The sequence below is a fragment of the Anaerobiospirillum sp. NML120511 genome (assembly GCF_023050955.1).
Classification (GTDB): Bacteria; Pseudomonadota; Gammaproteobacteria; order Enterobacterales; family Succinivibrionaceae; genus Anaerobiospirillum.
This window is the reverse complement of record NZ_JALKIK010000002.1, coordinates 63,355-78,488: the sequence shown is the minus strand read 5'-3', so window position 1 is coordinate 78,488 and position 15,134 is coordinate 63,355. Positions and strand designations below refer to the sequence as shown.

Here is a 15,134-nt window from a genome sequence, read left to right as displayed (position 1 = left end):
GAGCGGCTTAACTATTTCTGAGAGCACAGCTTAAGATGGTAGAAAAAAGCGTTATTATTAGGTCTGAAATGATGATCCGGTCATCATCACCACACAATACAAGGAGATGTCATGCTGAAGAACGTCAATCCAACCTCAACCCAGGCATGGAAAGCCCTCACCGAGCACTTCAACCAGACCAGTGGCCGCACCTTAAAGTCTTTATTTGATGCTGATCCAAAGCGCTTTGAGGCTTTTTCCTTAACTGTAGGTAACGGCGACATTGTAGCTGACTATTCCAAGAACCTTATCGATGAGAAGACCCTGTCCTTACTTATCGACCTTGCCAACGAGTGTGGCTTAAAGGAAGACATCGCTGCCATGTTCCGTGGCGACAAGATCAACCGCACTGAAGATCGCAGCGTACTGCACACTGCTCTGCGTAATTTCTCCGGCAAGCCTGTTATGTCAGACGGTGCTGACGTAATGCCTGAGGTTCAGAAAGTTCTGGCCAAGATGAAGGGCTTTTGTGAGCGCGTTATTGGCGGTGAGTGGAAAGGCTATACCGGCAAGACCATTACCGATATCGTCAATATCGGTATCGGCGGCTCCGACCTCGGCCCTTGCATGATTACCGAGGCTCTGACCCCATATCACAATCACCTCAAGACCCACTTTGTATCCAATATTGACGGTACTCACATTGCCGAGACCCTCAAGAAGGTAAATCCTGAGACCACCCTGTTCCTCATTGCCTCCAAGACCTTTACCACTCTGGAGACCATGACCAATGCCCACACCGCCCGTGACTGGTTCTTAAAGCACGCCGGTGACATCAGCCACGTTGCCAAACACTTCGTAGCTCTGTCCACCAATGCCAAGGGTGTTGCCGACTTCGGTATCGATACCGACAACATGTTCGAGTTCTGGGACTGGGTAGGCGGCCGTTACTCCTCCTGGTCAGCCATTGGTATGCCAATCGCTCTGGCCTGCGGCTATGACAATTTCGAGCAGCTCTTAAAGGGCGCCTACGAGATGGACTGCCACTTCCAGGAAGCAGACTTCCGCTCCAACCTGCCAGTATTAATCGCCCTGATTGGCATCTGGTACAACAACTTCTACAAGTACGCCACCGAGGCCATTCTGCCATACGACCAGTACATGTACCGCTTCCCTGCCTACTTCCAGCAGGGCAACATGGAGTCCAACGGCAAGTATGTTGACCGCGACGGCAAGCCTGTTGACTATGAGACCGGTCCAGTTATCTGGGGTGAGCCAGGCACCAACGGCCAGCACGCTTTCTACCAGTTAATCCATCAGGGCACCAAGGTCATTCCATGTGACTTCATTGCCCCTGCCCGTACTCACAATCCACTGGGCGATCACCACGTAAAGCTCCTGTCCAACTTCTTTGCTCAGACCGAGGCTCTGGCCTTTGGCAAGACCAGAGAGCAGGTTGAGCAGGAATTTGCTGCCAAGGGCAAGAGCGCCGAAGAGGTCAAGGACATCGTTCCATTCAAGGTCTTTGAAGGCAACCGTCCTACCAACTCCTTCCTCGTCAAGGAAATTACCCCACGTACCCTGGGTATGCTCATTGCCATGTACGAGCACAAGATCTTCGTTCAGGGCGCTATCTGGAACATCTTCAGCTTCGACCAGTGGGGTGTAGAGCTGGGCAAGCAGCTGGCCATGAAGATCATTCCTGAGCTGGAGAACAATGAGGTTATCACCTCTCACGACAGCTCCACCAATGGCCTTATCAACGCCTACAAGAAGCTCAAGTAAGAACTGATCGTTCCGGTATAACCGGAGATCAAAAAAGCCCGGGGGGAAACCTCCGGGCTTTTTTGTGCCTTACGGACGGACAGCCGCATGGCCGCAGCCGCGCCGCCCTGGCGGCGCCAGGGCCGTCCAGGCCGGGCAGGCCAGAGCCCCGGCTGGCCTGGTGCCGTCCGGGCCCCAGGGACTGGCGGCGCCTGGGCTGGGTCGGGGCCGGGGCTCAGACAAACTTTTTGATGAAGCTTACTGCATGGGCAAGCCACAGGGCGGCGTGCTCGTCGGCATAGGCAAAGCTGTTGTCCGGCTCGACATCGGATGTAGCGGTAGCAAGGCCGTGGATACCATGAGGCAGCACCATCAGCTCGGCTGTGTTGCCGCAACGCCACATGGCCTGAGCATAGTTAAGGGCATTGCGCACCGGTACCACATCATCATCGGCAGTATGCCAGATAAAGGCAGGCGGGGTGCCTGGTCTGACCTTGTCGTCTGTAGTAAATTCGCGCCACTTTTGCGGGTCGGTCGAACCGGTCAGGCAATGGAAAACCATACGTGCCCTGTCCTCAGGTACGGCACTCTGTACGGCATAGGACAGGATAGCGCCATCAGGCCTGAGGCTTGAGCGCCATGGGCCGGCCGCCTGCAGCTGCGGACAGTCATAACGGGTGCACAGTGAGGCAGCCAGATGACCACCGGCGGAAAAGCCGCACAGCACAATGCCACTGTTGCTGTAGCCCAGCTGTTCATTGGAGCGCAGTTCATCAACAGCATGGGCAAGCTCAGTCATAGGACCATAGCCAAGGCCCTTGCCTGAACTCAGTGCATCTTCCTCATCCATTACCTGATAGTTGAGCACGGCGCTGTCGATACCGTGATTGGCAAAGTGCAGAGCAATATTGCGTGCTTCGCGGAAGGAGCAGAACTCATAGCCGCCACCGGGCAGCACTATGACCAGCCAGGAAGAGCGCGGGGCACCGCTGTGAGAAACGGGTCCCGTGGTACCAGGTCTGACGGCCGGGCCCTCAGGGCTGCGGCTGGCAGCTGTAATCAGCTCCAGCTGGCGGCCATTGGGCAGAGCAATCATTTCATCTACGGCAATCAGAGTCTGCTGAATCTGATGGCCACGCTGCTGGTGTAATACTGTTTTGGCATCCATGGTATTGTCCCCGAAAAAATCTCGTTACAGGGCATTATAACCCGCAGTCTGAGCCCGGGTACGCGCCCGGTGCCAGTGGCGCAGGGCGCGCCGCAGCGAGCCTGCAGCCTGCGCGGTGCCGGCCCGCCAGCGAAGGCGGAGGGTTGCACAAACAGCTGACCGTAAGGCGACGCTGCAGGCCTGAAGACATTAATTGCTATAATCTGCAGGCAATGCCGTCATCATAGGAGATCCTGACATGGCTGTTACTCATCCTCTCTCATTATTGCTCTCGGGCGCCCACCATGCCCCGGCCGAGACCACTGCCTCAGCTGCTCTGGCCGGCGGCGCTGCGGTTGCTGCAGGCACAGGCGGTGCCGGTGATGAGAGTGCGCTCAGTCCTACCGGCGCGCTGACGGGCGCGGGCATTGGATCAGGCGCTGAGGCCGCCAGCTGCGGATGGGTCAACAATTCTGCAGACACAGCCCTTGATGCCAATGGCCAGGTCATTGGCGGTCTTGATTATGCCTATGATGAAAATCAGCTCAATTACATTCCGCTGCACGTCCACTCTGACTATTCCATCATGGATGGTCTTGAGAGCGTGGGAGCCATTGTAAAGCAGGCAGCCAAACTCAAGATTCCGGCCATTGCCCTTACCGACCTTACCAATGTGTGCGGCTATATCCGCTTTTACTCAGCCTGCCGTGCCGCCGGTATCAAGCCTATTATGGGAGCTGATCTCATTGTTCGTGAGGAGCCACGCCCAGGCGAGAGTGAATACACCTTCAAGATCACTGTTCTGGCCATGGACCGCAATGGCCGGCAGAATCTTTATGATCTGCTCTCTGAGGCCTGGCTGCGCTCTAAGGCCGGTACTTTCAGCGCTACTACTGTGCTTGCTGATCTGGCCAAATACAACGAAGGCATTATCATTCTCGACGGCTTTAAGGGCGATCTGGCCCACTTTATTGCCAACCGTCAGAACGATCGCCTGCAAAAGCGCCTTGAGTTTTACAAGCAGTACTATGGCGACCGTTTCTGCATTGAGATCATCCGTACCGGCCGTGAGGGCGAGAGCTCTTTTGAAAATGCCGCTCTGGCTATCTGCGCCCAGTACGGTATCGCACCTGTAGCCACCAATGATACCTGCTTCCTGTTCAGCGAAAGAGATACGGGCAAGGACGGTCTGTCTGACTATCAGGTCCATGATGTCCGTGTGTCCATTCAGAACAAGACCACCCGTGGTGACAAGGAAATGGCCCGCCTGTACTCAAAGGAGCAGTATCTCAAGTCTCCTGATGAGATGCGCCAGCTGTTCCATGATCTGCCTGAGGCCCTTATCAACACCCGCATGATTGCCGAGCGCTGCAATGTCGAGCTGGAGCTGGACGTGCCGCGTCTGCCGCGCTATCCAACAGGCGATCTGTCCACAGCTGACTGTCTGCGCCAGAAGTCCTATGAGGGTCTGCAGGAGCGCCTTGAGTTCCTCTTCCCTGATCCTGTAGAGCGGGAAAAGGTCCGCCCTGCCTATGAAGAGCGTCTTGAGACTGAGCTCAACGTTATCATCACCATGGACTTCCCGGGCTACTTCCTCATCGTGATGGAGTTTATACAGTGGTCCAAGGATCATAATGTTCCTGTAGGACCAGGACGAGGATCAGGCGGTGGATCACTGGTAGCCTATGCCCTTAAGATCACCGACTTTGATCCTATGGCCTTTGATCTGCTCTTTGAGCGTTTCCTCAATCCTGAGCGTGTGTCCATGCCTGACTTTGACGTGGACTTCTGCCAGAGAAACCGTGAAAAGACCATTGATCACGTAAAGGAAAACTACGGCAAAAACGCCGTATCTCAGATTGCTGCCTTCGGTACCATGGCACCTAAGGCTGCCATCAAGGACGTGGGCCGTGCTCTGGGCATGACCTACGGCTCGGTAGATTATGTAGCTAAGATGCTTCCTAATACCCCAGGTCTTTCCTTCCAGGCAGCACTTGGTTTTGACAAGAAAGGCAATCCGGCTGAATCAGTAGCCCCTGATTTTCTCAAGCTGTACAACGATGCGGTCAATAACGATGACAAGACCCGTATCGAGCTTATTCACTTCTCCATGCGTCTTGAGGGCGTGATCAAATCTATCGGCAAGCACGCTGCAGGTGTGGTTATTTCCCCTACCCGTACAGCTGAATTTACCCCGCTGATGCTCGATGCCTTTGGCAACCCTATTACCCAGTTTGACAAAAAGGACGTAGAGCACGCCGGCCTTGTGAAGTTCGACTTCCTTGGTCTGACCACTCTGACCATTCTTCAGGATGCTGTGGACATGGTAAATGCCCGCATGAAGCGTCTGGGCAAGCCACCTGTTGATATTCACGCCATTCCTTTCCATGACGATGATTCCTTTGAGGTGCTCCAGCAGGGTGAGACCACAGCCGTGTTCCAGCTCGAATCTGACGGTATGCGCAAGCTTATCGGCCAGATGCGTCCTGACCGCTTTGATGACCTTATCGCTCTGGTGGCTCTGTACCGACCAGGTCCTATCAAATCAGGCATGGTGGACCACTTTGTAAAGCGCAAGCATGGTGAAGAAGAGGTAAGTTACCCGTCCCCTGACTTCCAGGATCTGGATCTCAAGCCAATTCTGGACTCCACATATGGCGTTATCGTCTATCAGGAGCAGGTAATGCAGATTGCCCAGGTGCTGGCCGGCTATTCGCTGGGCGGAGCTGACATTCTGCGTCGCGCCATGGGTAAGAAAAACCCTGCTGAAATGGCCAGCCAGCGCTCGGTATTTGCTGAGGGCTCAGCCAAAAAGGGCAAGGATACCGGCATTGCCATGAAGATCTTCGATCAGGTGGAAATGTTCGCCGAGTACGGATTTAACAAGTCCCACTCTGCAGCCTATGCCCTGGTTTCCTGGTGGACCCTGTACATGAAGGTCCACTATCCGGCTGAGTTCCTGGCTGCCATGATGACAGCTGACAGCCTGAAAACTGAAAAGCTGGTGTCCTATATTGCCGAATGTCACCGAGTCAACGTCAAGGTTAATCCGCCTTCAGTTAATGCCGGCCGCTTTGAATTTACCGTTGATATCGACGGCGCCATTATCTACGGTCTGGGCGCTATCAAGGGCGTAGGTGAGGAACTGGTAAATCAGATAGTAAAGGTAAGAGAAGAGGGCAAGTTTACCGACTTCTTTGACTTTGTATCCCGTGTCGGTACCGCCCGTCTGAACAAGAAGAGTCTTGAGGCCCTGATTTACAGCGGTGCTCTGGACTGCCTCAAGGGAAGCCGCTCACTTAAATTTGCCAATATCAACAAGGCCATTCAGTTTGCTGTCCAGACCCGTGAGGACAGTGACTCAGGTCAGACCGATCTCTTTTCCATGATGGCCATGGATGAGGTTCAGGAAACTCCGGAATTTGATCCGGCACCTGAGTGGCCTGAGAAATACACTCTTAATCAGGAAAAGCTCATCCTGGGCCTTTATCTGTCGGGACACCCTATCAATCCTTACAAAAAGGAGCTTTTCAGCTACTGCACCACCTCTCTGGGACGTCTGCGTCCGGGCAGCTTTGACCGCCCTGCCGTAGAAACTGTATGCGGCGTAGTCATCAACTGCGACTGCCGCATGTCCAAAAAGGACAGCAGCAAGTTCTATATTGTGACCATTGATGATGGCAGCTCTCAGGTCAATGTGCCTTTCTACGGCCATCAGGCCGAGACCCTGACCGCCATTCTTGATGAACGTGCTCAGGCTCAGGAGATGCGCATTAAGAGCGCCGGTAATGATGTCGATGCCAGTCTGCTCTGCGAGGCTCCGCTTATCCTCATCATCAAGGTAGCCGTATCCAATGATGCCGAGGGCGTAAGAATACGTGCCCGTAAGATTGAAACCATTGAACTCATCAGACGCCGCAGGGCCCGTGCTATTACCATCATGCTCCCTCAGGCCTTCTATGAGCACAATTATGAATTCATCAACAGGGTTATTCTGCGCAATGCCCGTCCGGTAAGTGAGATTATTGCGTCCCTGCAGCGTGCCGGTGTGGCCCCGAAAACAGCTCTGCCGGGCTATACTCCAGGTGCGTTCCAGGCACCGCCTCCTGCCCCGCCTCAGCAGCAAAATCAGCGCGGCCGCCGCTTTGAGCGCAATGAAGATGAGGTGCTGGTAGATGAGGGCTGCACCCTGAGCCTGCTTATCGACAACACCCGCATCAGCCTGCTCAACAACAACTATCGCATCCTGCCTACCGATGACCTCATCGAAAGCATACGCGACCTTGCAGGCGTCGACGCCATCCAGATAGCCTGACCCCGTGCCCGGCCATATGGCCAGGGCCTGCGGGGCCAGGGCCTTTGGGCCTGCCTACGGCCCAGGGCCTTTGGGCCTGCCTACGGCCTATGGCTATGGACCTGCCTACGGCCCATGGCTATGGACCTGCCTACGGCCCGGGGCTGTGGACCAGCCCAGGTACCTGCCAGCGGCCCGGGCCCTGTGCCAGGCAAAAAAAATCCTCCCTGACTGTGGTCATGGGAGGATTTTTTATGGCCTGACCCGCTAATGGCGGGTCAGCACTGAACTCAGTGCAGGGCACCAAGAGAGCAGTGCACTCTGCCTGAGTAGAACCAGTTGATTACTGTCTCTTATGAATGAGGGTGTCTTCTTGCTCTTCCTGAGCTCTCAGGAGCTTTTCATTCTGGCGGTAAATTTCCAGCTCAGCTTCGCGCTTGATCTTGTTGATGGCATTGGTCTTTTCAATCTTGTAGCAGAGCATGCCGCACAGAGCCAGGTAAGTGCCTGACAGGAAGGAAATCAGCATCCATACGCCACGGGAATACTCAATGTCATAAAACGGCTGAACCAGCACAGCGAAAATAATGCATACGGAACCGTACACGACTTCATTTTCCCTGAGCATGAAGTAGGTTGCGCCCCATGCAAGGCCTATGGATCCAAAGATGCGGGCGTAGAAGTCAATAAGTGGTGTCCATGGAGCAATGGAAAACAGTAAACAGGCTGCACCAATAAACGAAACAAACTTGAAAAGAGCCACTGCATTACCTCTCTTTATACTGCTGATGGCAGTCGGATCTGCTGTTGTTACATGCTCTGCAGATCCCTACTAATAATTCAATTTCAGTCATATCCGGAAATAATCCGGGGCCAGGCACTGGGCAATTAGCAGCATTGCCATTATTTCCTGTTTGACAGCTTCGGATCTGCCTCTGCCAGCTGCATGAGGCCATTTCCGGAAAAGTGCTGTCTTAAGCCCTCAGATAAACCAGGAGACAAAGCATATGCCCTGATTTTTCAGGGAGCCTCCTGAGGCTTTTGTGACAGGCGCCTGGTGTGTGATGTCCTGTACTACTTCATGATTAACGGCTTTGATTAACCGCTATTACAGCGTCAGGAACCAGTTTTAATCCTGTAAAAGCGTGCATCGGATTTTCGTCTGCACACGTTTGATGACAGTTACTGCAGACTGCGTGCCCATCTGGTACTGAAAAACTGTCATTATGCACCATAACGGTCAAATTTTTCGGACAGATATCAGCTTTGTGAAAAATACACAGCGCATAGCTTGCTGTAAGCTGTCCTTTATCATCATTAACCCGGCCCACAGGACTGTCAGTTTTGATGTCATTGCCAAAATGATACCCCATGAATCGCCCCTGGGATTCATAGCTGCAACAAAGTTGCGTTTTGATACCTTCATTTCGCACTGTATCAGAGCAAAGTGCACAGTCTGAGCCCTCTGATGAGGAGGTCATAATGTCTGTGCTGCACCGGCGCACCAAAAGATGCAGATTCTTAAATAAAAGCCATCCTGATGGGGTATCCGGAGCATTTACAGTCATGGCATCAGGATCAATATCCAGACAGTCCATGGCAAAAATACTCCTGCCTGTTACCTTGAGCAGAGCTTCGCGCAGGGTCCATTGACGGGCAAAGAAAGCGGCGCGCTGCCAGGATGATTCCATGGCCTCAAGCAGCTCATGCTCCCTGCCATTAAGCACTCTTTTAAGCAGCGCCGGACGCAGGCGGCGCTCACTTATCTGCTCAATATCCACACCCTGACTTTCAGGCCCCAAAGCAAGGGCCAGCACTCCATCAGTGTGCGAAATATTAAAGCATGCCCTGCTAAGATTATCAGGCCAGCACAACTCAGGTTTGCCTCCGGCGCCGGTAGCAATGGGCGGCATGGCCTCACTTGCGTTCACCAGCCCCTCACGGCACAGTGCAGCTTTGAGCAGTGCTCGTCCGGCGGTAAAAGACCGGGCCCGCTGCTCTTTCATCCCCGCTGCTGCCGAGGTGATGGCACTGTCAGGGGCAAGCAGGGAGCTGAGCTTCTGGCAAATACAGGACATAACTCCAAGATAGACCGGATTTTCTTCTGTGAGTTTCAATTGGAAGTCGACCCAGCTTAAAAAAAATCATAAGGCCGCACCAGGTGCGGCCCTCATTGCTAACGTTTAAGCAAAGCTGACTGCGCAAACTCATCAGTACGCATGTACCAAGTTACGCAGCAAAATGTTTTATGCCGCACTATGGGGCATTATAAAGCATCTTCATAATACCCCTACTCCAGCAGACCCGGCTCAGGCCAGCCAGCTCCAACTGGCTCCAGCAGTCTCCAGGCACGGTCCATGGCCCGGTACGGCCCACGCCCCTGTTCCGGCCAGACTGCCTGACCGGCCCACGCCACTGTACCTTCCGGACTACTTGCCCGAACGGCGGCGTGAGGCCAGTGAGCGGCGCAGAGTGCCCGGCTGACGGGTGCCCTCGCCACCGGCTGCTGCAGCTTTAGCTGCCTCAGCAGCCGAAGCTGAGGCAGCCTCTGTCTTTGTGGTGGCAGCTGCAGCAGCGGCCGGCTCGACCTCGCTGCGGGAGCGGCGACGGTGCTTTAAGGAGGCACGGGCAGTGCCCTGCTCCTTTTCAGCAGCCGGAGCTGCAGCCGGTGCAGATGGAGCTGTCGGTGCAGCCTCTTGGGCAGCCTCCCCGGCTGGAGCTGCAGCCTGAGCAGCTGCAGGGGCGGCCTTGTCGGCTGCGGCGGAGCCGCGCGCGACAGTGGCCGCTACGGAAACTGCAGCAGCTGTGGATGACTTCTCCTCAGGAGAGAGCACACTTACCTTGGAGGTAAGGGATCTTACAGCCTGAGCTACGGCCTTTTCCGGCTCCTGAGATACACGGCTCAGGCGGTTCTTAAGAGCATCGCAGCGGGCACTGGCGCTGAGCTTCTCATCTTCAGCTGCAGCACGGGCAGCAGCATCTGATGCAGCTGCAGCTGCCTGAGCTGCAGACTTGCCGGCATCACTGACAGCAGCTGTTCCTGACTTGCCTTGCTCTGCCGTTTCCTGAGGTCCGGAGGCTGCACGGGCAGCCATTTTACTCTTAAGAGCAGCAATTCCCTGACGGGCACGGGCGATAGAGTTATCACCTGCTGCAGCACCTGCTGCAGCACCTGCAGCTGCACCTGCAGCTGCACCGGCAGCTGCACCGGATGGGGCTTGAGCTTTTACAGCGGCTGCACCAGCTGCGCCGGCTGCAGCTGCCTGAGCTGCCTCATCAGCAACCTTCTGAGCGCGTTTTGCCTGGTTGTGAGCCATGTAGGATGCAACCTTGCGATCCTGCATTTTTTCAGCACTTTCGACTCGGGCGTTTAACGCACGATTCTTAAGCATATTCACGCGTGCGGCAGAACGGGTTGGCAGCTCCCTGTCACTGTTCTTTTCCACACGTTCAGCAACGCTTTGAACAGCCTCTTCCTTGCCTGACGCCTTGCGGGCAGCAGCGGCGGCCTTAACGGCTGCCATGCGCTCAGCCATGCTTCCGGCAGATGACTTGGCCTCTGCACCAGCAGCGGCGGCCGTTCCTGAGGTACGTGCGGCCTGGGCGCCCTGGGCGCCGGCCGGTGCAGCGGCACCTGCCGGGGCTGCCGTGCCGGAGGATCGTGCCGGGGCTGCTGTGCCGGAGGCGCGGGCTGATGCAGTTGCGCCTGAGGCTGAGGCAGGGCGTCCTGCGGTGGCTGCAGATGCAGCGGCAGAGGCGCTGGTCAGACCCTTGATCTCGCCTGCAGGGGCGTTACCACTGACCTTAAGGGAGCGTGAAGCACTCTTTTCCAGATCATTATCGGCATCAGCGGTTCTTACTACCTTGCCCACATTGGCCTCAGGTACACCCTCTTTCTTCTTTTTGAGGGCCAGAGCGTCAAGCTCATGGGCCTTGTGGATGATAAGCTCCTGATCGCCGGCACGTTTGATTTCAGGAGACTGAGCACCATCACCAGACTTGATCTCAATGCGCTCGGACTCAGAAAGAACCTTCGAACCTGAACGGCCAGCTGTGCCAGCGGTTCCTGATGCACCCGATGCACCCTTGTCTGACCCGAAAATTCCAGCCAGAGCGCGGGCCTCGTCCTGAGCTGCATCGGTGATGTGATCCTTAAGGGCGTAATCTGAGGCACTGGCACTGCCATTGGCTGCAGCCGGACGGGCACGGTTACGTGCTGCTGTGCCAGCTTGTGCGCCAGATGGCGCGCCTGTACCTGCGGCGGCACGGCCGCCTGAGGCCGGGGCTGAACGGCCGCCTGAAGCTGCGGCTGCAGCGCTGTCAGAGGCACGGCCGCGAGCTGCGGCTCCAGCCTGGGCATTAGCTTGCCTGCGACCGGCTGCTGCAGCCTGGACAGGGGCGCCGGCAGCAGGACGCGCTGCGCGACCGGCACCAGCTGCTGCACCTGCGGCGGCAGGGCGCGTCTGTGCCGCTGATGAGGCAGCACCGGAGCGGTAATGGGTACCTGCGTTATAGTCAGGACCTGATGAATAGCTCTGCTGATCGATGGCGGCACTGTACTCGCTGTCGCTCAGACCACCGAGCACAGCAGCATCAGGGGAAGGATCGTTGCGGATAATGCCGCGCAGGGATTCGCGGGCCAGGGCCTCAAGGAAGGCCTGAGCCTCATCAGTAGCTTTCTGAGCACGACGGCCAAGCTTGCGGTTTTCCTGCTTGTTAACTTCCTCGTCAAGCTCAGCGGTAATCTGCTGGGCAACCTGACGGGCCATTTCCAGCACCTGCTCACGGTTGAGCGGAGTGCCAGGAGCACTTTGCAGCAGATCATCACGGCTGGCGGCTGATCCTGACTGCCATGAAGCCTCGCGGGCAAAGGCAAGACCAGGCTGAGCGCCATAACGGCCTGATGGGGATGGAGTGTTTGGAGCTGGACGGCCCTCTTGGCGGGCAATCATGTCGGTAAGCTCGTTTTCGTGGAAATCAGCCTCGTATTCAGACTGACCCAGATAAGAGCTGCGATCGACAAAGCCGGCTACGGAAAGCTGAGATTTTTCCTTGAAGGTACCGCTCATCGAGAAGCTGTAATCAGTGACATTGTTGTCATAAACGCCAGGTGCACCCTCAGGCTCATTCTTCCAGCCAAAGCCGCTGGTAGCTTTCATGCCTGATCCGTTCTGACCACGGGCATTACCATCAGGAGACAGGCCCTTGAGGCTGTCAAAGCCTGAGGTAATGTCATCATGACCATAGACTGTGCCCGGATGACCATGACCTGCTGCAGCACTGCCGTACAGATAGGAAATATTGCTGTTAACAGGCAGAGGCAGACCATGCTCCTGAGCAATGGTGCCGGCATTCCACTCATCCATGGTGGCAGCCGGTGGATAGTCATCAGCAGGCGTGCGTACGCCGCCTGCAGCAGCGCCAGAGGCGACGCCTGGCACGCCAGGGGTGTCCTGGGAGTCTTCCTGAGCCTCAAGATCGGCAAGAGCCTCAGCTACAGTCTTGTGGGAGCGCCCCAGAGCTGCAAAAGCCTGCTGCTCCTCTTCATCACCGACCTCATCTTCTCCGTTTTCAATGTCATTCTGACGCTGCTGAGCAGAGTTGAGCACATCAGCAAAGCTGAACTTGCTGTCGCTGTTTTTACTGCCTGAATTGCGGACATCACGCTCTTTGAGCTTTGAAAGCAGACTGGCCTCAGCCTCATCACCGCTCTTGCCATCACTGTCGATAGCTCCGAGCAGATCGCCTACCTTGTTACCGGCCAGCGATACATCATCAATACTGATACGTCCTGAGGTGGTCAGATCAGATACGCTGTTGGAGCCTGCAGCACCGGCAGCGCCGCCGGCAGCAGCGCTGCTGCGAGGCTTTTTGCCTGAATAGGAATTAAAGTCTTCATCACCGTCAAGACTGGCATAACGATCATCAAGGGCACGGCTGACATCATCGCTGTGCTCCTCTTCATCGTCCATGGCGGCATAAGGAACTGAAGACCTGAGACGGGAACCTGAAGCCTGAGCTTTGTCACTGCCAGCCTGAGGCGTCTCTTTCTGGGCCTGATTGATCTTGGATAAAAGAGATGACCATGATGATGACTTGCCCTTGCCAGCGCCACCTGATTCAGCAGCGTTAGCCCATGCAGCATCGGCAGGACCTCCCTTTGAGGAGCCTGCTTTGTCCTTTGATGATTTGTCAGCACCTGAGGGGGCAGCGGCAGCGGTCTTGTCAGCCGGCGCGCGGCCATTGCGTGCAGGCGCACGGCCTGCGCTCCTGTCAGACGCGCCGGCTGATCCAGCTGGCTCAGCTGATCCTGAGGCGGCAGCGCCGGCACCGCCCGATGCGGCTACCGGGCCTGCCGGAGCCTGAGCGGTGCTGCTGTGCGCAGCAATGCTGGTGCTGTAAGGATGATTTGAGGTGCCCAGAGCGGCATTGTCGATAAAGGCATTGCTGAAGCTTGGCTCATCATGCCCCATGTGATTTTTAAATGCGTCCGGTCCTAGCGTGGGCTCTTTCTGAGCATCATCAACGCCGGCCTGGGCCTTTTTGATGTCGCTCAGCGAAAAGCGGCCATGGGGATCCTCCTCGATGCCTGATCCAGAGCCCAGATCAGGGCTCAGTCCGTCTCCTGAATTATTTTTTTTTAAGTTGTCCAGGTCGACAACTGCATCTTCGAGGTTCAGAGGATTGTCATCAGAGTTGAGGTGGCGGGCACTGGCACTCTGCCATGACTTTTTTCCTTTCTTGCCTGCAGCCACCGGCTCACGGGCAGAAAGGTCATTGGTTAAGGCATTGCCAAGATCAGGATCATCGTCGCCCAGCTCTACGGGAGCGTCGTCCATATCGAGCTCTTCAGGCTCAGGCTGCTCCTTGACCTCAGGCTTTTTGAACATTGATACCAGAACGGTACGAATGACAAAAAGGACAATAAATGTGGCTACACCACCGGCAATACCCCAGGTATGACCGGTCTGTACATCAGGGAAATCTTCAGGGCTCAGACCAAGTTTCTGCAGCTCTTCAATCACGCGGCGTGGAAAGGCAACTGCCAGAGCCAGAGGCACGTCAGCAATCAGCATGGTGATAACACCAAATCTGAATGTACGTGGCACCAGGCAACACAGCAGGCCCAGAACAAATAACACGCCTCCAAAGTAGGAGAACAGCGCGTCTACAGAGGAAATAAGGTCAGCCATAACAGAGAGAGGTCTTCAGGACGATGAATTAATTCAGGCTCAGTAAGGTGGAGCTAAACCGGAGACCGGATATTGTGATGCCCTGCATCCAGGTGCAGGACAGACAGCCTGGCCATATACAGACAGGGTTCCGGTACAAAAAACGAACAGATGGGGCTGCAAGGTAACATTATGATGTCAGCTCTGACAACGCATTATAAAACGCATCATAAACTGACGGCCTGGACAGAATGCTCACAAAAGCCGGCAGGCCTGTACTGTCAGATACCTGCGGTGCAAAGCATCCCAGGTCATTATGCTTACAAAAGCCAGCTGGCCTGTACTGTCAGATACCTGCGGTGCAAAGCATCCCAGGTCATTATGCTTAAAAAAGCCAGCTGGCCTGTACTGTCAGATACCTGCAGTGCAAAGCATCCCAGGCCATCGCAGCGGCACAGATGGTAATTACTGCTCCCTTGTGGCGCTGAGGGTAAATTCTCTTACCCCAGGCATAGCCTGCACGAAAATGTGTCACAATACCCGCACCAGCGTTCGATTATAACAAAGTACGGAACACAGATGGCTTTGTAACGCCCGGCGTACCCGGCGTGCCCGTGCTCATTCCGCCGGAGCCGGGCCTGTGCAGTACCTGCCTGAGCCCATGAGAGCGGCTGCATACAGTCAGTCCACCCGACAGCTATATTAGTTTACTGCAAAGGCCATACCCAGACCAAATAAGCGGGGCTAAACTTGCCCCAATGCCCTTGGCAGGGCCGTG

6 protein-coding genes are annotated in these 15,134 nt (G+C 55.5%); 2 read left to right on the top strand and 4 right to left on the bottom strand.

Annotated elements, in window-relative coordinates:
* The first annotated feature begins 114 nt into the window (after positions 1-114).
* Positions 115-1,764 (top strand): glucose-6-phosphate isomerase, encoded by a 1,650-nt coding sequence (gene pgi, locus MXE39_RS00720; protein WP_246976326.1) that lies wholly within the window; start codon positions 115-117, stop codon positions 1,762-1,764.
* A 214-nt stretch (positions 1,765-1,978) separates the two neighbouring features.
* Here pgi and MXE39_RS00715 read toward each other — a convergent pair whose 3' ends face one another.
* Entirely contained in the window at positions 1,979-2,911 is a 933-nt protein-coding gene (locus tag MXE39_RS00715) for an alpha/beta hydrolase (protein ID WP_246976076.1), read from the bottom strand.
* Positions 2,912-3,149: 238 nt separating this feature from the next.
* Here MXE39_RS00715 and dnaE point away from each other — a divergent pair, with 238 nt between their 5' ends.
* On the top strand, positions 3,150-7,205 hold the full coding sequence (dnaE, locus tag MXE39_RS00710; protein ID WP_246976079.1) for a DNA polymerase III subunit alpha: 4,056 nt from the start codon (positions 3,150-3,152) through the stop codon (positions 7,203-7,205).
* A gap of 322 nt (positions 7,206-7,527) precedes the next feature.
* On the opposite strand, the gene MXE39_RS00705 is transcribed toward dnaE, so the two are convergent.
* The 3 genes from MXE39_RS00705 to MXE39_RS00695 form a co-directional block, all read right to left on the bottom strand.
* Entirely contained in the window at positions 7,528-7,947 is a 420-nt protein-coding gene (locus tag MXE39_RS00705) for a hypothetical protein (protein WP_246976082.1), read from the bottom strand.
* Between the two features lie 322 nt (positions 7,948-8,269).
* A complete protein-coding gene (locus MXE39_RS00700; protein WP_246976085.1) occupies positions 8,270-8,965 on the bottom strand; it encodes a 4'-phosphopantetheinyl transferase superfamily protein in 696 nt (231 codons plus the stop codon).
* A 648-nt stretch (positions 8,966-9,613) separates the two neighbouring features.
* Positions 9,614-14,377, bottom strand: a complete 4,764-nt coding sequence (locus MXE39_RS00695; protein WP_246976088.1) for a hypothetical protein — start codon at positions 14,375-14,377, stop codon at positions 9,614-9,616.
* Between the last annotated feature and the right edge of the window lie 757 nt (positions 14,378-15,134).

Coding starts and splice junctions, on each gene's coding strand:
- dnaE (WP_246976079.1), top strand. CDS start 3,150: ATGGCTGTTACTCATCCTCTCTCATTATTGCTCTCGGGCGCCCACCAT.
- MXE39_RS00715 (WP_246976076.1), bottom strand. CDS start 2,911: ATGGATGCCAAAACAGTATTACACCAGCAGCGTGGCCATCAGATTCAG.
- MXE39_RS00695 (WP_246976088.1), bottom strand. CDS start 14,377: ATGGCTGACCTTATTTCCTCTGTAGACGCGCTGTTCTCCTACTTTGGA.